Source organism: Pseudoalteromonas sp. CO342X (genome assembly GCF_004208915.1).
GTDB lineage: Bacteria > Pseudomonadota > Gammaproteobacteria > Enterobacterales > Alteromonadaceae > Pseudoalteromonas > Pseudoalteromonas maricaloris.
The window spans coordinates 180850-200666 of sequence record NZ_SGPH01000039.1; the positions used below are offsets into that span (position 1 = coordinate 180850).

The following is a 19817-nucleotide window of genomic DNA, read 5'->3' on the forward strand; positions in this document are numbered from 1 at the left end:
TTTCGTGATCTCTCTTACTTTTCCAGTTACCTAAAATAATTTTTTACTGCCTTTACACTGGTTGTTCTTTTTATTTTTAGTTGTGGATTGTTCACAGCAACATAAAAACCAGACTTTCGAAGGGCTTTATAAAAGCAGGAGTATAAAATGGGCCAATACAAAGCGTTAAAAACCGTTAAGTTGGAAGGGGTATTTCAGCTTTGTGATCACTTCGATTCAGAACCGTTAAATATGGACAGTAGTGCGGTTAAGGTGGTGACCGACTTTACTCGCAGGCAGCCTCAGGTGATAGCAAAAGACGTCGATATTGATCATGCTTTATACATGATGAAAAATGGCCATGTGCGCTCAAAACTCGTTGTTGACGAAGATGATAATTTCTTGGGAGTGGTAAACTGTCGTGATCTTACCGGCAGAAAGGTCTTAAGTGTTGCACAAAGAAAACAGGTGTCGAGAGAAGATGTGTGCGTTGAAGATGTGATGGTGACTAAAGAAGAGCTCTATGCTGTTCCCTATGAAATGGTTGCTAAAAGTACGATAGGGGATGTGCTTGAAACATTACAGAGTTTAGGATTGCAGCACGTTTTATTGGTTGGTCCGGAAGGACTAAGAGGTATGATCTCAGCTAGCGATATCGCAAGAGCATTGCATATTCCAGTGAGTATTTTGCAAAAACCAACTTCATTTAAAGAAATCTTTGGGGTGGTTAGCGGTAAGGAAGACTTAGCGAATTAGGTTTTATTATAACAGGTCGTGTTGTTTTCATCGAAAAGTTTAACGCTGCACAATATGACAATTTGATAAGTTCTGTCCATTCTCCTTGGTGTGGTTTAACAAACCACACCTTCTTAAATCTTATAGGTTCTCGCTTTGTAAGTACTTAATAGCCCCTCTAATTGCTGCCACTTGACCCGCGATACAGTTTTCTGGTGTTGCGTTTTGACCATCAGGGTAAACTTCAGTTGTTGTTACAAAAGCGGCATCTGTCATACCCATACATAAGCCTAGCGCAGTGCCATCATAATTTATTACACCGTACTGTTCTAAATCAACACCTATTAGCTGCCCATGATCATCGGCATCGGCAATTTGCGTTACCGCAGCCACTTCTTCGATAATGCGTTTTTGAAATTTAGCTTCCGGTTTTTGAGTGTGTCCGACTAAATAGAAACCGTCAGGAATGTTCCAATTGTGATTCTCTTTACCATCTCTTGCTGCCAATGCAGGGCGGAATTCAGAATTATCAGAATCTGTGGTTTCGTGTAAATCAACATGACACAGAATATCTGCTGCTTTCTTATTGACAAAATCCATTGCTGATCGAGATTCAGGTGCTGGACTATCCGCATAAAAAGAGCGATTAGGGTCAACGGCTTCTGGATTCCAGCGGTTTATCGTTTCATAGCCCCAAGGACTTAAGCAAGGCAAAATAATGAAATTATAAGCCTGTTCATACTGTTGTGCTTCTGATTTTGCAAAAGCGAGCGCACCATGTACACCACTTGTTTCATAGCCATGCACGCCACCGGTAACGAGTATGGTCGGTTTGTTTTGCTGCCAGTTTTTTGTTGTTAATGCATATAATGGATAAGTTTGGTTGGGGTAGTCAAGCTGACCATACTCGGTGATGTCAAAAACGTGCTTGAGCGCTTCTATTTGAGTTACGACCTCTTCAAAGTATGAGCGTTTGATCGATTGGCTTTCCAACCACAATGTTTTTTCTTTGGAAGTCCAAGGTACGCCGGGCGTACCTATAGCATATTGTCTTTGCATAATAACCTCGTTATAAGTTTAGCTTATCTTACTCAATGCCTCGTTTTGAAAGCAACTTTATAAGGTCTGCTACACACCAATAAACTTGGCATTAAATATATCCCAGTAGTTTAAGGCTTTGTTGTTGCGCAAGGTTGGGCTTGAAAGACCAAATTCTTAGTACACCGCTTGTTAGATAAAGCTTGGTATAACTAAACCAAAGTAATCGTTCCACAGAGATTTTTTCCACTTCTTCTGCTGGAATATAGTGCTTTTGGCCTAACAGGCTGTGATAAACCACGCCTTGATTGCAGATGATTACTCTACTTTGACCACTGAATATTGCCCATAGCCCTGTAACAATATAAAACATGATTGCAGCAGATAGCGTTAATTGGACAAAAGAAACCATGCTGATTCTTTCTGACACGATTAAGGCATCTAGAACAAGTAAGGTAAACGCTATAATAGAAAGGGAAATGAAAAATGATAAGTTCATTCCTAGTTTTAACTCTTTCATTGTTGTTCCTATTTTTCTTTGATTGATTCTGAGAGTGTGCAAATTATTTCAACAAAATGAATCAATTGTGGAGGTAATGATCTTTTCTTACTAAATCAAACTTTATAATTGATGTTTTCTCTAAAGGCTGCTTCTTTAGTAGTATGTATTAGAGGTGTTGCTTTGCAGGCATGACGCTTTTTAGCGATAGAGGTGATAATGTTGGCAGTGTTTGGGAACTTTTTAATTGTGAAAAATGAAATGTAATAAGTGGAGCCTTCTTATTTTTTCGACTTTTTTACGGCCTACGGAATGTGATGTAATTGAACTTGCACTTTTTTAATATGACAAATGGAAAAAGTTAGCATATGTTTAAATCTTAGCGTTTTTTGTTCCGTCTTGAAATATCTGTGATCTTGTCTTGCAGAAAAGGGTTAAGGAAGAATTATGAAATTTGAACAGCTACTCAATCACTTTGACACAGGTATTTGTGTCGATCAGATGCAAAAAGAAGCCCTAATTGATATCGCATTATTATTTATTGGTGTTGATGGCGTTATCAGTGAAAGTGAAAAACATGTTGTGAGAAAGTGGGCAAAAAGTCTGCAGTGGAACTCTGCAATCGCATTAGACGATTACATCGAAGATAGCCTTTCAAAATCTGTTGTAGCGATAAAAAATAATGACATTGAAGCTTATGTGCAACACCGCATGAATAACATTATCGATGAGCCGATGCGTCAACTTGCGAAAGACTTAGCCGTGCGTGTTATTGAAGCCGATGGCAATGTGAAACAGGCAGAAAAGGACGCACTCGCCATTCTTGAGGCCGAACTATAGTACTGTATTTAGCTGCAAGGTCAGTGGACCCAAGGTATCCAATTAAATACTGAGGTCCACTGATATCTAAGCGTCTATTTGGCTCTGAATTACGCAAATAATAAGTTGTGGTCTATTTGGTTTTCTCATGTTTGAGAAAACTGTTGAATTAGGCGTGTTTGCTGCTCAATTTGACTTAGTAACTCTTGACTTAAAGTAAAAGATTTCTCGCCGTGTTCTGTGCCTCTCTCTGCGAGCGTAGTCACGCTGTCAACGTTTATGCTTATTTGTTTTACCACACAACTTTGTTGTTCAATGGCGGCGGCAACACTGCGATTTAAATCGGCTAAATGCATGACATGGCTTTGAATGGTATCAAGGCTTGAACCGTTATTTTTTGCAAGGTCAACACTTTGATTTGATAGACTATTACTTTTTTGCACTGACTCAACAGCGGAGCTGGAAATATCATTTAGCTCTTTAAGTAATTGCGTTATTTCTTCTGTGGAAGTTTGTGTGCGCTGTGCAAGTGTGCGAACCTCGTCTGCAACAACTGAGAATCCTCGGCCATGATCGCCCGCTCGGGCGGCTTCAATTGCGGCATTTAGCGCAAGCAAGTTGGTTTGATCGGCAATAGAGTTGATAACACTAAGAATATTTTGAATGCGATCATTTCCTGAGACTAAGCGATTTACGGCATTGTTCACTTCCATTAAATGCTCATCAAGATAGTGAATAGAATCGATAACATCCTTTACTGCGGCTTTACCAAGCCCAGCCTGGTGCTCTGAATTATTGGCTGCATCTGCAGCATGGTTTACGTTTTCTGAAAGTTCATCAATCGTTTGCGAAAACTCGTCCATGCAAACAACCATTTCTTTTGCCTCGCTTGTTTGCTGCTTTAATAACTCGGCAACAAATTGACCGCTTTGTGTGGTAAGTTTTGCATTTTCACTTACTCGAACAGATACATCGTTCACTCGACCTACTACCGCAGAAATTTTCGCCTTTTGCATTTCGAATGCCAGTGTAATATCGGCAACTCTGTCTCGAGATTGACCGTATATCACAGACATTAAATCATTATCAAAAATCGTTTTAGCTTGTGTGAGCAAAGCTTTATATTTAGAACGAAAACGTGCGGTTAACGCAATCGTGATGTATAACAGAGCCAATGGTAGCAGGGTAAACCAATGGTTGTTTAATAGTGACGCTAGAGGCAAAGTTATCGCGACGAAAAACAATAATATAAATGAGAGGCGAGTGCTGTCATAGCGACTCGTTTTTTGTTGGCTATCAAGTGTGCGATAAGCACTTTCTGCGCGTTTAATTATTTCGGGAGAAGGGCAAGTTCTTACAGATTGGTATTCAACTATGTTGCCTCTCTCGTCTTTAATTGGTGTGACGAATGCGTTTACCCAATAGTAATCCCCATTTTTTGTTAAGTTTTTAACCGGTCCCATCCAAGATTGACCGTTTTGAATGGTAGACCACATATTTCTAAATGCCGCTTTTGGCATATCCTGATTACGAACTAAGTTGTGCGGCTGACCAAGCATTTCTTCAATGCTAAAACCCGCGATGTCACAAAATGACTGATTTGCGTATGTAATTCGACTGTCCAAATCCGTTGTTGAAAGCAATACACTGTGCTTGCCTAACTTTATTTCCCTACCCATTATTTTTGACATTTGTTTTTTATCTCGGTAGCTAAAGACAAGGCGAAATATAAATCTAAGACTTTATAGTCAGAAGGTTTTTTTAACCGAACCGTGGTTTAATAAAAGGTTTGCTGACCAAGATCAGGTTTATCTATGGCTACCTCAACCGAGATTAATTTGATTGTGATACATCAATAAATTCAACCCGCTTTCATGTTATTGAGTGTAATGAAAGGTGGTATGAAATTCGCTTTAGTTACAATCATTAAGCTGAAATTGCGCTAATGTCGGTAGATTTTTCTTAGCTGATTTACTCGCCAGTAATTTCTACTTATGTTTGTAATAGAATAGGGAGGGCCACCATTGAAAAATGCAACACTTTACCGAATGCATACATCATCGCACATTTGCCCTTTTGGTCTCAGGGCAAAGGATTTGCTTTCACGAGAGGGTTTTTATGTAGATGACAGAGTGCTCAAGTCAAGGGCACAGACGGATGAATTTAAAGCCACTCATAACGTTGACACTACACCACAAATATTTATTAACGATCAACATATTGGTGGTTATGAAGCGCTACGCCGATATCTAGGCAAGCCGTTACATAAGGAAAAGAAAAACGTATACTGGCCAGTACTTTCAATATTTTTAGTCGCGCTGCTGGTCACATTCGCGACACAATTTCCTGCCGATAATCTTGTAGAATGGGTAATGCCCTTTATTGGGTTTACCATGCTGTTACTCGCGGTACAAAAGATACGCGATGTTCATAGCTTTACAAACTCTTTTATCACTTACGACTTGTTAGCGATGCATCATCTAAAATACGCGTATGCTTACCCTTACTTGGAGTTATATGGCGGCGTTTGTATGCTAACAACTTTGCCTGCCATTTATTATGCACCAGTGGCAATATTCATAGGGTTTATAGGCGCAATCTCGGTGTTTAAGGCCGTATACATTGATAAAAGAGCGCTTCAGTGTGCATGCGTTGGTGGTGACACTGATGTGCCCTTAGGCTTTATATCACTAACTGAAAATGTAGTTATGTTTGGTGCTGGGGCACTTATGTTGTATAGCTATTTTTGATTTGTCCTGAGGCTCGGGTAAGGTACGAGCTGGTTGATTACTTTTAAAACTTCCGTAAATTAGCAGGCAGCATAGTGCTACCTGCCAAACTTTAAGAGAAGAAACCGCTGACTAGTGGCTTATGACTTTCAACCATTTTTTGACCGTTACACCAAACGCTATGTGGCGTTAGCGTGTTTGCGTCGAGCAAAACAAGATCGGCGTCACGACCGACAGAGATCTCACCTTTATTTAACCCTAAAATCCTCGCTGGATTGGACGTAATAGATTGCAGAGCTAAGTCAAGTGGCACATTAAATTGCTGCACCGCTTGCTGGAACGCCCCAAGCAGCGAAGACTCTGAACCCACTTCAAATCCAACTAAATGATTTTGTTCATTATAAATTGGTAAGCTTGCATGTCCGTCGGAGCTCATGGTCAGCTGTTGCGAGTTCACGCCTTTGTCTAAGCAATATGCCAACGCCTCGGCTGCTGCTAGCTCACCATTGGCTAAGTCGTACTCGGTGGTACTAGTGGTAAAGTCGATGGTTCCGCCAGCTTTGCAAAATGCAATCCCCGCAGTTAGCAATTCGGCATTTCGATTCATATGAGTTGGGTAAAATTGACTGAGCGGTATTTCACTAGACAGTGCTACTTCATGGAGAAGCTGTAAGTGTTCAACACCTGTTCCAACGTGAATGGAAACAGTACCACGTTTGCCACTCAATAGGCCTGCAGTTCTCGCTTCTGCTGCAATGGTTGTAAGCTCTTTTACCGAAGGCTGCGTACCTCGATGATCGGCGATTGCAACTTCCCCAACACCGATGATTTCGTCGATATACATAATGTCGTGACGGATACTGTGACCAAGCGTTTTTATTGGCAAGTGGTAAGAGCCTGTATGGCAAAAGGCGTTCAACCCCTCTTGTTTTAACCCTTTCGCTTTAGCAACTAGATCGGTATGTGTTCGGCTGACATCGTCGGTGCCAAGTGCACCAATGACAGTGGTGATCCCATATAGCGTTGCATCAGTGAGGTTCATTTGCGGGGTACGGCTCGCAAAACCCGCTTCGCCACCACCGCCACTAAAATGTACTAAAGAGTCGACAAATCCGGGGGCTAATATAAATCCCTGTCCGTCAACGATAGCGAACTCCAAGTTGCTGTTTATTTCGATATCCTCCTCGATTGCGAGGATTGTTTTCCCAGCAAAAAGGACATCACGCTTTCCGAGCTTTTTAGGCGTAAAAAGCTCAACATTTTTAATAAGTGTTAGCATAAATTTATTGGTAATTTGTTAAGTGAGCAAATATGGTGACCACACTTGCTAATGTGAAAAGAAGTAACATAAAGCGCCAAATAAACTGCACCCAATCGTTCCAAGAAAGTTTAACAACCCCTAAGCAGCCAATTAAGCTTGCTGAGGTTGGGATTATGATGTTGCTCAGTCCATCTCCTAGCTGAAAAGCCAGTACAGAAGTTTGCCGAGAAACACCAATTAAGTCTGAAAGAGGTGCCATAATGGGCATAGTAATAGCTGCTTGTCCGGAGCCCGAAGAAACAAAGAAGTTGAATAAAGATTGGAATACATACATAAACCAAGCTGCCAATGCATCAGGGACTTGGGTTATTAAGGTAGCCGCATAATAAAGTACAGTATTTAAGATTGAAGGTGTTTGGAGATCGCTCCCGCCTAGTAATAGTACAAGCCCCTTGGCGAGACCAACTAGCAAAGCTGCTGGCAGCAGATCTGCGCTTCCTGTTTTAAATGCTGCCACGGATTGGCTAATAGACTGGCGTCCTCCCAATTTAGCTATTAGGGCGATGACCAGCCCCAACACAAAAAACTGAGTGGCAAGTTCAGGGATGTAGTAGCCTTTTGCAGTCACACCGTAAATGACCCAAATAATTACCATGAAAAATGCAAGCAATAACGCCTTATCAACAAGTTGTAGCTCCGTGGGCGAAGTACTTGCAATGATATCCTCACGCTTTTTACGTACGTTCGCAGTGTAGCGCACCGTAAAAACCAGTCCGACGAATGTGAATAGGGCGGTGAGAGCAACCCTAAACTCTGCGCCTGAGAATACTGGTAACTGAGCGATACTTTGTGCAATGGCAATGCTAAAAGGGTTCATGGGGGAAGTAGCAAACCCGATTTGTGTTGCAACATAAGTCACAAGCACGGTAACTTGGGCGTTATAGCCAAGCCTCATCATGATAGGGTAAAGCACAATACAAAATGCGATAGCCTCTTCACCCATGCCGAATATGGCACCACCCAAAGCAAAGGTGATGAACAGACTAGGGATAAATAGCCAATCAATCCTTTGTGTAGAATTGATCAGTGCCATAATGCCATTGTCTATTGCTTTGGTCTGCATTAACACGCCAAATGCACCACCTGTTATTAGGATAAAAGCAATAACCCCAATAGCGGCTCCATTTCTGTCGCCACTCACGAGCCCCTCAAATAGCACGTTGAACAATCCTGCTTCACCTTGAGTAGCAAATAAAGGTAAAGGTGCGGGTGTTTGTGCTTGTGAAAACTGTGAAAGTGCAACGGTATCATTAGTTCCTGCTAGCTCGAACGAGCCGGGCAAAACAAAGTGTGACACCGCATAGCACAGCCCTGCAATCACCAGCAAAATAACGAATGCGTCAGGCATTTTTATAGTTTTTCGCATATAAAGAACGAAAATGGGGTTATCCCCCATTTCTCCATTAGAACTGGTAAGTTAATCCGAGAGTATAGTTGGTGCCTAACGCGTTGTGATGGATTGAATCGAAGCCTCGCGATGAGCCATAAACCACTGGCGGCTTTTTATCGAAAAGATTATCAATACTGAGCCTCACTTTTAGGTGCTCTGAGAACTCATAACCCGCACTAACATCAACCACTGTCCAGCTATCAACATCTCGTTTCCCTTCGCTATCGAGTTGCCCAAGTTCAGCTAACTCGTCGATTTCTCGACCACGTAGTCCTTCGATGTCGTCCTCATAACTGTCAGTATAGTTTGCACCCAGCGAGACATAAAAATTATCAGCGTTATAAGTCACTGAAACTCTGCCTATATTTTCAGGGTATCTAAAGGTACCAACAAGTTCTTCACTCAGATCAGAACCCGGTTTATTGCGTTCGTATTCGAGGTAATGAGTTGCATCCAGTTTCACGGTTAAGTCAGCGTTATCAAATCTAAATCTATGATTAAATTTAATGTCCAACCCAGCAATATCTTGGCTACCTGTGTTCTCTAATTGAATAACATGATCGCGATATAGTTGTAGGCTTTGAGCGCGAGGGTCAAATTCATCGATGTAAGCCGCCAAAATTTCGCTTAAATCAGCGCCGCTTTGATCTATGCTCAAACCTTGTGTATCGGTTACGCTACACACATCTTCATCATACGAAATACCCATCTGACCATCAGGTACAAGGCCACAATGACGCAACGACGGATCTGTAATTGCACGACTGAGTACAGCGGTCATATTTGTATCAATAACGTCGGTATATTCAAATTGCCAGTAATCAATCGCGATAGTGGTATCTCGAGTTGGGCTCCAGGCTAAACCTAGAGAAATAGATTCAGACTCTTCGGCATTAAGTTGGCTGTTACCAAGCTCTAAGGAGTTAACCGTAACTTGCGTGCCATCACCCTCACAATACAGATCGGCGACAGCTTGATTCGCGCCGCAATCAAAGGTTGAAGTCGTTGTTCTCAGCTTTACCCCCGCCTGCGTTAAAGACGGTGCTCTAAAAGAAGTAGACCAACCGGCTCGTAACAGTAGGGTATCAGTAGGGCGATAGCTTATGCCGATTTTTGGATTAAAAGTTGAGCCAAAGTCGTCAAAGTGGTCATATCGTCCGGCCACCTGCATTTCTACTGTTTCTGTTACTGGAATGTATAGCTCTACAAATGCACCTAGCTGCGTTCTTTTTGCGTCCGCGATGCTAGAGCCATAACCAAATACATCAACTAAGTAATCGTTGGCAGCATCTGCAACCGCATCATTTGAAGGGGTGTCCGACAGCTCTTCTTTTCGTGCTTCGACACCAAATGAGGATTGTACCGCGATATCTTGCCAAGAAAAAAGCTCGCCCGATACAGTAAAATCCCAGCTGTAAATACGGCTTGTACCTTCTCGGGTTGGGCGTGCTTTGGTAAGTGCAAGTGTTGCATCGTTAGTGGCATTGGCTACTAAAAATGGGTTATAAAAGCCGAGCAGGTTACTATTAGCACAGCTTAACTGGCCGTCGTTAATGCTGGCAATGTTCCCATCACCACATAGCTCCCCAGCCAAAGCGGCATGAAACTTATAACGATTGTATACCCCATCGGTGGCCACCTGATCTGATTTAGATTCAGAGAACATAATCCCAGATACCCAATCCCATTCGCCTAGCTGCCCTTCTAGGCTCGAAACCAATCGCATATTTTGGCTTTCGACTTCAATGGTGCGTGGTGAAGTAAAGCGAGCATCAAACTGAAATCCCCATTGCTCCTGTCCAAGTTGTGTGTCGAATGGGTCGATGTAAAGTGAATCAAGTAGCGAGTTGTTACCGCTTGCGTCGCTATAAATGAAGAGGGCATCCTCTCTCACCCATGGACCTTCACTGTCATCAATCTGATTGATTGCGGCTGGGGTTGAATAAGCGGTTGATTTTGTTTTACTGATAAAAAATTCAGTTTTCCAAGTTAACTCGCCAACCTGCTGATTGAACATCGCACCACCAGACACACTCTCAAATGGAGTGCTTAGGACATCATCTTGATTACCATAGTAAGCACAGATCTGCTCCCCATACTCAGTGGTGACCAGCTGGCTCATACAGCCAGGTGCTGGAAGCTCATTACCGTCGCGACTGCTGTAATAATAAATATTAGGCGTATTGTTTAGTTTAGGAAGATAAGAATATCCGTTAACTAAGTTGGGTGTTGCTAAGAAGTCTCTATCTGTTGCGTTAAATTGGTTTCGGTCGTAAAAATCTGCAAACAACATAAGGCTGTCATTACCAACTTCAGTTCCCCAAATTAGATTGACTTGTGTTTTGCCCTCATCAGAGCTTTCAAGACTGTTACCATAGCTAACCTCAAGTTCTGCACCATCGTAATTGTCTTTAAGAATATAGTTAATCACACCCGCAACGGCGTCGGCTCCATAGATTGCGGATGCCCCAGTCGCTAGGATCTCAACTCGTTCGATTGCCGCTAAGGGGATGGCGTTTACATCAACAAAGTTTTGTGTGCCCGCCGCAAAAGAGCTTGGCGCGACTCGACGACCATTGATCAAGGTTAACGTCGCTGAAGGACCCATGCCTCGTAAACTGGCTGCTGCTTGCCCCGCGGGTGTTGAGGTTGACGTACTGCCACTTTCGCTTGTTGAGAATGTGCCAGAGCCACCTTTTAATTGAGGAAGGTCTTGAAGTAGCTCGAAAATTGAGGAAGCACCTGAGCGGTCTATGTCTTCTGAGCTCAAGATAGTAATGGGCTGTGTACCTTCTAAATCAACGCCTTTTATGCGAGAGCCTGTGACCTCAATTCTTTCAACGGCTTTTACGTTTTGATCTGTTCGTTCTTCTGCATGAGTATTAAAACTTGAAGCAGCCAAGGCTGCTGAAATTGCTACGAATAGTTTGTTGTACATTACTTCACCTACTTTCTGTTGATGAGCGGCTTGGTAAAGGCGAATGGCGTTGCTGTAGAATTTATTTGTTGTGTTTATTGCTCTACCGCATTGAAACTTCGCAATCGTCTGTGCTTAAAAAGCGTTAAAAACAATAGGTCAGTTTCAATTGGACAGATGAAAACCACGCCACTACGAAAAATAATCGCGATAGTACGCCTTAAGCCAGCCGTTTAATTTTTATAGAAATCAAGAAGTGGGGTTGCAATTAATAGACAACGCCACGGCTTTACACCGTGTGTCTACTCGTCGAACCACTCAGAAAGGTAGTGAGGTGAGTAGAAGTAGCAAACAAATTTGAACGCATTCTTCAACATATTTTCATCTCGTGTTTTTTGACAATGCAAACCAGCGTGTGCTAGCTTGCGCTTCGCAATGTTCATTAAAATTTATAGCACAAGCGTTTTTGTGCTGACAAGTCGTTTTTAACAAATTTGTTTGGAATTTATCATGAATGTTGTGTTTTATATAACCACAGTGTTAACTGTGGGTACGCTTTTCTTCAGCTTAACCTCTTCTGCACAAACACTTTATTTGATTGGCGGAGCACTCAAAACCTGCTCTAGTATGACTACAAAAAATTGTGCAGAAAATGTCGAATTTTCAACGGCTGTGAAAACACATTTGCTGTTTTCTGTTGATGAAATGGCAATAAATAAATTCACTAAAGGTTGGCCAACTAACAATCGCGCGCACCTTAGGCGCACCCTTAAACTGCTTAAGAAATTACCATCGAACAAAGTCTTATCTAAACTACAGCTTGCGCAGCATGCGAAACAATTTGATGAAGGCTTATATCGCAGTTGGAGTGATAAAGAATATAACTTCTTCTTCGATATGCTTGAACTGCCCTTGTTGTATCAGCATAACCGCATACCTGAAATAGTTAATACTAACGGAAATAATGAGCCAGCGAGCACCGAAATCATAGAAGATATTGCTAAGCGCATTGGCAAGACAAAAACCAAAAGATTGCTGCTTGTCACTGCATCTTCTCGTGATCCTTATGAGTCTGCTGATTTCTATGAAGGACTATTTCAAAGCTACGATGTTAATGCTCAATGGTTCCCCCTTACTCCAGCATTAGCCGCAGCACTTAGTCGCGATGACTGTGAAAACCTAGATAGCTATCGTAACCAGCTCAATGGGGTTTATAATCGTGAAGTCATTTATCCTGATAGAACATTAACCGAATATAATCTTTGCCAGCAAGGGATTGAGAAGGTGAAACAGCAGTTGGTAAATGCGGATGCGATCATGTTTAACGGCGGTGATCAATCACTCACTAAGCTAGTAATGTATGCTACCGATAAGCAAACGCCTTATCCTTGGACTGAAGTTCTAAAGGAGATACCGATAATTATCGGTACAAGTGCCGGAACAGCGGTGCAGGCTGGCGGAAAAAATGCCTTCGGTAATGTTCCCATGATCACAAATGGTAGCAGTATCGAAGCTATGTTAAATGGCGCAATAAATGCTTCTGCTCCAGTACAACACTGCGAAAAGCATGGTGGATGTGGCAAGCTAAATGCCGATGCATTAACTTATGATGCTACAGGTGGCTTAGGAGTCTTTTCCTTTGGCGTTTTAGATACGCATTTTAGTGAAAGAGGCAGAAGTTTTAGGCTTGCGGTGTTAGCACTAAAAAGCGGCCAAAAATTTGGTTTTGGTGTGGATGAAACCACAGCACTAAAATTTGAAAGTACTGAAGAGGAGTTCTCGGTACTTGGTAAGCAGGGCGTAGTCGTGATTGAAACTCATAAGCCACAGCATTTCTACTATTCGTTTTATCCAGCAGGCAGTACGTTTTCAATGCCCAAGCTACATTCAAAAAATAAAAGAGACAGTAATGTGGTGAACAGGGAAAAAGGCAAACGTCTAGTTGAAAATCTAGTCGAAGATAATGCGCTCCGTGAAGTGACCCAACTTATGTGTTTAGAGCAACTTAGTGAAGTGGAAGCCTCACAGGTAGACCTGCCAAACATTCATATTGAACGAACCAAGCAGAGCCGCTGTGACAGGCTGGCCAACGGGAAATTCCGAGTCAAAAACATAACCGTAAAATGGCATGAAAAGTAATGTAACCTAAACCTTAAATAAGGCGGGTATTCATCGAGCAAATGCCTTGAAGCAAATTACAAAGTGAATAAACGGCTACCAACTGGGAGCCGCCATAATTAGCAACCTAGTTGTGAGCTAAGACCGCCGACTCGACCCTCAATGTCGGTGGCTTTATAGCTTGGCAGGCTAGGTAGGATATTCAGGCCTGCTCTTTGCTCTACTTCGTCAATGGTTACTTCTGTTTTGCAGTAATCAAGATATCTACCAGAAGTTTGCTCCATGATAAAAGCAGAAGCCTTCACATTTGAGCCTGCTATTGTGACAACGACCTTAAAGTAGCCTGACGGAATAGTGTGAGATTCATCAGCACCAGGCAAGGTAGCAAAGTAATATTCATACAAGGGACCCGTGAACACATAGGCATTTTCGCCTGTTCGCACTAAACTTCTCACTGCATTTTCTAATTTAACCCATGGACCTTGATTAAGGTTTGATGATTGCGGGGTAATGTTCGAGAGATAGTTAGTATCGCTCCAATTGGATGTATTGGAAAACGATGCCAAAGGCACTTGATGACCTCTATCTGTATGAATAGTTGCCCATGCATCGCTGTAGTCACTTGGCTCTAGCGTGTATCTACTTGCAATTTTAGGGTCAGATTTCCAAGTCCTTGAACGGCTTGGGCCATCAATTGTGCTTGATGTGACTTTGTATGCTACCCAGTCCGCAAACTTTGTTGTGCGATTATTGCTAAGCACATATATAGGTCGCTCAACGATATCATTACTTGATGGTGTGCCAGTTGGGCAACCGTAGTTGCTACATATGTTGGTGTTTGCATTTGCAGTCGCACTGACAGCAAGCATGAGTATTGCGAATTTCATTTTAATCTCCGTGCTTAATTGAAAGTCACGCAATACTAGGTTGGTTATTTGTCAGTATTATTACTTTAATGTAAATATATTGTGTTTTTTGATTGCTGCTGTTAGTTGAAAACTACAGTGAAAGAGCTGACTTATAAGGCGTTATAGCTATAAAGTATGTTAAGAATCCCTCATTTTCATTTTACTAATTAACTGGAAAATAGAGGCTAGGAGCAGAGTTATAATTTCAATTGTTGTCCACTATTAGCAATCTCGCCTTGAACCCTTGTCGGCAAATTACTCAGCTTATATTTGGGCACTCTGTATGGTTTTACAATTCTTGCTTGATCAGGAATTTTTCACCCAGGCTAGATAAGGTAGTAACGCTTTTGTCGATACAGAAATCGGTTGAGTTGGAAGAAGCGTTCAGGTTTTGCGTCTTCAAATAGTTAGATGCTGATTTCTGCAGGATTAAACTTTTGATTTCAAAGTTCTCAAATCCATAAAGCTTTATTACTGCTTTGGAGAAAGTTGTGTAGTGGTCAATGCTTTTTGGCCACCACATTATAAATTCTCAGTATTGCAGTTCTTGCATAATAGTAGAGGTAACCATTGTTGTGCTGATCGTAGAAATTCTCCTTATAAACTATTTAACTTTATGGGAAAGTTACACCCGCATGCGTCAATGTGCCATGATCGTGTCTACTCTCACGCAAAGCGTTTTGCGGTATGCTTTTAAAAGGTCGCCTGGTCTAGCGAGCAATGCTAATATCATCTAAGATGATTGACATGTTTTGGCTTGGCGTAAAACTAATATTTAATATTATCTCATCAGTATTACTACTCTCTGCTATAAGTTCGATAGGAAAAACAACGGTCTGAAGTAATGGCTCTGTAGGTGGATAACTTACATCTTTGTTCTCCAGCTCTGAATAGTCTGAAGTTAACAGCGGGGAAATGCTTCCTGGGGAAGTAAAATTCTGATTAATTACGACGCCATACTTATTGAGAATTTCTATTTTTATGTCAGACAACAGATTATATGGGCTACATTCTCTGTTCTTTTCATAGTCCAACACTGCTATTGCAAAAGTTAAAAACTTATCTTTCATCGTCAAGCCATCGATTGACGCTAATTTAACTTGAAAAGAAGTTTCAACTTGTTTCTTGAGTTTCAGAGCTAATACATTGTTTGGTGTATCTACGCCACCTCTTAATTGCTCCTTTACAATTGAAGGCATGCCCAATTGCTTCTGGCCATCAACCAAAACCTTATACCTTTTACGATCTGTATTGAGAATGTCAAAGTTCTCAATAACTTGAAAAGCTGAAGTTATATATCGAGAGACATAGATGTCCTTGGGAAGATCAAACTCTGAGATTGGAGGTCGTCTTAGTATATTTTCATATTCTTTCTTCCCTAACAAAGTGAGATCAATAAAGGCAGATACAAAGACTTTGGTCAACTGCTCTTGCTGTTTAGGCGACAATAGCTTTTTATAAAATCTTTTGCTTCCTCCCCAATGAGTATCATTAGACATATCTTGATTAAAATTTATGTGGTTAGCTTTATATACGTAAATTGAATACTTTACATAGTCATTACTGTCATCAAATAACGTTCTTTGCCATTGCTGACTACCAAGAAACTGATAAACGTCAGCATCGTGCCCTCCTTGCAGTACTAAGTAATTAGTGTTTCTTAGAATGTTTTTGCCATTAGCATGTTGATATTGACCATCCATTGGTGCTAACGCGACTACCGATTTAATACCGAAACCAAACTCTGTAAGCTTATCGCTATTTGGTAAGGTTTTTAAATTATTGAATGTAGAGGCTAAGGAGACGGCTTCCCCTCCTCTAGACATACCAATTAATGCAATGTTTTCCAAATCAAGTTTGTTATAAAAAATGCTATCCTGTTTTCGATTCCAAGAACGCAGTAGCTTCAGGTGTTCCAACAATACCCAGCCACGAGCGCCGCTTTCTCCCATTAAGCCATTTAAATAAGTTTGATCTACCTGAGCAACGACGTAACCGCGACTAGAAAACAACTCACCTAAATAATCAAAACCTGGGTCTGAATTGCCATGAACTAAAAGAATAACAGGCTTCTTCTCTGAAGTATCAGGAAACCAAACTTTACCATCTAGCGCTAAATTTGCGCTTTCAAATGTATGGTATGCGTCATATTTATAGCCCTGATTTTTGGAATATTCAGCAAGAAAGCTTGGTAGCGTGATGGTAGGAGTAATTATGTCGGGCTCATCAATAGAGAATAAAAATGGCTTTTCCCCGTAGGTAATCATGTCAAATTTATACTTCCCTCTTTCGGCAGGGTTTGATAAGCCACTCTTTTGTGTTTTAGGAAAAATGTATTTATCTGAAACACACTGTAAAACCTCATAGGCAGTAGCTGAAAGGGAAATCGATAGAATGATGATAGATACTAAATGTGCAAGTAAACGTTTCATTATTATCCTTAACACTTTATTTACTGAGTTTTATGTTAACAATGTAGGAGTTGAGGCTTTAGACGCAAAAAATATAAAAAAGGTTTAAAGGTTTTGAGAATAGGACTAGTCAGCATCCTTTTTTCTGCAATTGCAATTATTCTGTGTACTAACTTATTCCTCTTCAAAATTAAGTTAGATCCAATGTCCATTTCCTGTAACTTGTAGTGGTCAACTAATCCCGGACAGTGAACTAAGTTTTTCTTCTGCTACTGCTGGAGCTTGCATATCGTTATGACTATGTGGCCTTCTCCAGTCGTAATAGTTCATAAAGTAAAAGCTAACGTATTGTTCAGCTTCTTTTAAATATAGTGGAGTTTAGTTTCGGGGCGCTTCTCACAAAAAGATTCCTTCTAGTCGTTCAAGCTGCAATTTCATCTAATTAAGATCTAAGAGCAATATACTCATTAGAGGTGCTATTAGGAGTCGTCCTATAAATCCTCCCCTAAAAGGCGCTGAAAGGGCAAAATAATTTTATTGAAATATGGTGCAGCAAGTGTGCGATGAAACTAATGTGCGATAAGAATGATAGTAGATAGAGTTAACTTATTGAACAGGGTAAGGAAAAACTGGTCGGCATAGCAGGATTTGAACCTGCGACCCCTGACACCCCATGACAGTGCGCTACCAAGCTGCGCTATATGCCGACTTGTGCTTTACTATACGGATTTTTTTTTGAAAGGCAATAAGTGGTTGGTTTGTTTGGACATTAAATGAACTCAAGGGCGTGTTTTTGTGTTCTTCGTCATTAAATCTGAGTTTTATGAGAAGAAAGCGCACTAAATATAAGCACTAGTGCGCTGTATTGGTCTATTTAGTCCAAATGCCTTTTGGTAGTGTTTTTTCTACTTCAGGGTTGGTACTAGGATCAAACTCTGGGGTTACGCCAGCTTTAAGCTGCTTTTTATAATCGTTGGCAAGCCATAGCACGACTTTGCGAAGCATAAAGAGTGCAACCACGTTAACTACAGCCATTAAACCCATTGAAATATCAGCGAGTGTCCAAACCAGTCCAAGTTCGCTTACCGCACCAAACATTACCATACCTAATACACAAGCTCTAAATACCATCATGCCTTTCTTTGAATTGTGATCTAAGAACAGTAGGTTGGTTTCTGCATAACTATAGTTGGCAACAATGGAGGTAAAAGCGAAAAATAGAATAGCTACCGCAACGAAAATTGCGCCCCATTCCCCTACATGATGAACCAATGCAGATTGCGTTAATTCAATGCCAGTTAAACCTGAGTTTGGCTCGAGCTGACCAGATAAAAGAATAAGCGACGCGGTCGCGGTACAGATCACTATGGTATCTACAAATACACCTAGCATTTGTACATACCCTTGTGATGCTGGATGATTTGGATTTGGTGTTGCACTTGCAGCAGCGTTTGCAGCGCTACCCATACCGGCTTCATTTGAGAATAAGCCGCGCTTGATCCCTTGAAGCATTGCTTGCATTACCGCGTAGCCAATAGCACCAGCACCCGCTTGCTCAATACCCATTGCACTTTTTACTATTAACATGAATATGTCTGGTAGCTGCGCAAAGTTCACAGCACAGACGTAAAGTGCAAGTATAAGATAAGCAACGGCCATAAAAGGCACGACGAGTTCGGCAAAGCGTGCAATAGTTTTTAAACCACCGAAGATGATAATCCCAGAAGCTGCTACTAACGCAATACCCATCACGTATTTAGGCACATCAAAGGCAACGTTAAATGCTGCAGCAATGGAGTTGGCTTGTACTGCATTAAAGACGAAACCAAATGCAAGGATAAGGCAAAGTGAGAACAACACCCCCATCCACTTACGTTTTAAACCTAGCTCCATATAATAAGCAGGGCCCCCACGGAAGTTTCCGTCATCATCTTTCGTCTTATATAGCTGCGCTAAGCAACTTTCAGCAAAACTAGTCGCCATACCAATCAAGGCAATGAGCCACATCCATAATATAGCACCAGGACCGCCTAAATAGAGCGCAACGCCAACACCTGCCATATTACCGGTACCAACCCGTGCGGCGAGTGAAGTACAGAATGCTTGAAAAGAGGAGATACCATCTTCAGCACCTTCGCGGCTTTGCATCATTACCTTCACCATATATGGAAATTGAGTGAATTGAATAAAGCCAAGCCTAATTGTGAAGAATACACCTGCAGCTATTAAGAGGTAGATAAGTAGATGGCCCCATAAAAGACCACTTATCGAGTTTAAGATATCAGCCATGTATTTAGCCTTTTTCTAAGAACGAGTAAATAATGGGGCGGTAATCTACCACAAAGAAAAGCAAAAGCCGAAATTCCTGTGGGTTATCCACAGAAAATGTGGATAAGTTGTTAGGATTCGGTGGGCTAAAAAGCATTTGAAAAATAAATAGAAAAAACCGAAAAAAAGGGTTGCACTAAAATCGGATCGCCCTATAATGCGACCCCACTGACACGGGGCACTACGCTGAAAAGCAAAGCAGCAACGAGTTAGCGTCAAGTAAAACTTAGTTTTGAAAACTTAAGAGAAAACTTCTTCTCAAGAAATTCAAAATTAAGTGTTGACAAAAAATTGGGAGTGCTTAGAATGCACACCCCTCGAAACAACGAAATGTTTCGAAACGTTCTTTAAAAATATGAAGCAATCATCTGTGTGGGCACTCGTACAGATTGAGTTCTAACAGCAGATTCTAGTTCGCTAGATGACGCAAACAAATTTAGAGTCTCAATTGTAACTGAGTGACTATATAGTCAATTCGTTTTGATTTTACTTTTTTGAAAAGTAGAAACAAACAATCAGAATTCATTGAGCACGAAACTTAGGTTTCGAAAAAACTTTTAATTGAAGAGTTTGATCATGGCTCAGATTGAACGCTGGCGGCAGGCCTAACACATGCAAGTCGAGC

Annotated in this window: 13 protein-coding genes, 1 tRNA gene and 1 rRNA gene; 5 read left to right on the forward strand and 10 right to left on the reverse strand. The window is 41.3% G+C overall.

Annotated features, from left to right (window positions below):
* Window positions 1-147 precede the first annotated feature (147 nt).
* Window positions 148-735: a CBS domain-containing protein gene (locus EXT47_RS18880; RefSeq protein WP_039491599.1), complete on the forward strand. Its 588-nt coding sequence runs from the start codon at window positions 148-150 to the stop codon at window positions 733-735.
* Window positions 736-855: 120 nt separating this feature from the next.
* Here the strand turns inward: EXT47_RS18880 and EXT47_RS18885 are convergent, their stop codons facing one another.
* The gene (locus EXT47_RS18885) at window positions 856-1773 is read right to left on the reverse strand and encodes a M14 family metallocarboxypeptidase (protein WP_039491597.1); all 918 of its coding nucleotides are present in this window, start codon (window positions 1771-1773) and stop codon (window positions 856-858) included.
* Window positions 1774-1864: 91 nt separating this feature from the next.
* Window positions 1865-2272 (reverse strand): hypothetical protein, encoded by a 408-nt coding sequence (locus EXT47_RS18890; protein ID WP_010374784.1) that lies wholly within the window; start codon window positions 2270-2272, stop codon window positions 1865-1867.
* 426 nt (window positions 2273-2698) lie between these two features.
* Here EXT47_RS18890 and EXT47_RS18895 point away from each other — a divergent pair, with 426 nt between their 5' ends.
* The gene (locus EXT47_RS18895) at window positions 2699-3091 is read left to right on the forward strand and encodes a hypothetical protein (RefSeq protein WP_039491593.1); all 393 of its coding nucleotides are present in this window, start codon (window positions 2699-2701) and stop codon (window positions 3089-3091) included.
* Between the two features lie 125 nt (window positions 3092-3216).
* Here EXT47_RS18895 and EXT47_RS18900 read toward each other — a convergent pair whose 3' ends face one another.
* Window positions 3217-4761: a PAS domain-containing methyl-accepting chemotaxis protein gene (locus EXT47_RS18900; RefSeq protein ID WP_240701631.1), complete on the reverse strand. Its 1545-nt coding sequence runs from the start codon at window positions 4759-4761 to the stop codon at window positions 3217-3219.
* Between the two features lie 357 nt (window positions 4762-5118).
* On the opposite strand from EXT47_RS18900, the gene EXT47_RS18905 reads away from it, so the two are divergent.
* Window positions 5119-5820 carry a MauE/DoxX family redox-associated membrane protein gene (locus EXT47_RS18905; protein ID WP_039491589.1) on the forward strand — a complete coding sequence of 234 codons (702 nt, stop codon included), beginning with the start codon at window positions 5119-5121 and terminating at the stop codon, window positions 5818-5820.
* 91 nt (window positions 5821-5911) lie between these two features.
* Here EXT47_RS18905 and iadA read toward each other — a convergent pair whose 3' ends face one another.
* Genes iadA through EXT47_RS18920 form a run of 3 tightly spaced genes read right to left on the reverse strand, consistent with a single transcriptional unit; the run spans window position 5912 to window position 11448 of the window.
* On the reverse strand, window positions 5912-7078 hold the full coding sequence (gene iadA, locus EXT47_RS18910) for a beta-aspartyl-peptidase (protein ID WP_039491588.1): 1167 nt from the start codon (window positions 7076-7078) through the stop codon (window positions 5912-5914).
* Between the two features lie 4 nt (window positions 7079-7082).
* Window positions 7083-8486, reverse strand: a complete 1404-nt coding sequence (gene yfcC, locus EXT47_RS18915; RefSeq protein WP_039491586.1) for a putative basic amino acid antiporter YfcC — start codon at window positions 8484-8486, stop codon at window positions 7083-7085.
* A 37-nt stretch (window positions 8487-8523) separates the two neighbouring features.
* On the reverse strand, window positions 8524-11448 hold the full coding sequence (locus EXT47_RS18920) for a TonB-dependent receptor (RefSeq protein WP_130127308.1): 2925 nt from the start codon (window positions 11446-11448) through the stop codon (window positions 8524-8526).
* A gap of 489 nt (window positions 11449-11937) precedes the next feature.
* On the opposite strand from EXT47_RS18920, the gene EXT47_RS18925 reads away from it, so the two are divergent.
* Window positions 11938-13566, forward strand: a complete 1629-nt coding sequence (locus EXT47_RS18925; protein WP_039491582.1) for a cyanophycinase — start codon at window positions 11938-11940, stop codon at window positions 13564-13566.
* Between the two features lie 98 nt (window positions 13567-13664).
* On the opposite strand, the gene EXT47_RS18930 is transcribed toward EXT47_RS18925, so the two are convergent.
* From EXT47_RS18930 to EXT47_RS18945, 4 genes are all read right to left on the reverse strand, one after another.
* Window positions 13665-14432 carry a DNA/RNA non-specific endonuclease gene (locus EXT47_RS18930; protein WP_039491580.1) on the reverse strand — a complete coding sequence of 256 codons (768 nt, stop codon included), beginning with the start codon at window positions 14430-14432 and terminating at the stop codon, window positions 13665-13667.
* A gap of 731 nt (window positions 14433-15163) precedes the next feature.
* Window positions 15164-16885 carry a hypothetical protein gene (locus EXT47_RS23975; protein ID WP_205991270.1) on the reverse strand — a complete coding sequence of 574 codons (1722 nt, stop codon included), beginning with the start codon at window positions 16883-16885 and terminating at the stop codon, window positions 15164-15166.
* Window positions 16886-17494: 609 nt separating this feature from the next.
* A tRNA-Pro gene (locus EXT47_RS18940) sits at window positions 17495-17571 on the reverse strand.
* Window positions 17572-17734: 163 nt separating this feature from the next.
* Entirely contained in the window at window positions 17735-19153 is a 1419-nt protein-coding gene (locus EXT47_RS18945; RefSeq protein WP_130127309.1) for a sodium:alanine symporter family protein, read from the reverse strand.
* 597 nt (window positions 19154-19750) lie between these two features.
* On the opposite strand from EXT47_RS18945, the gene EXT47_RS18950 reads away from it, so the two are divergent.
* Window positions 19751-19817 (forward strand): 16S ribosomal RNA (locus EXT47_RS18950); the annotation flags it as partial.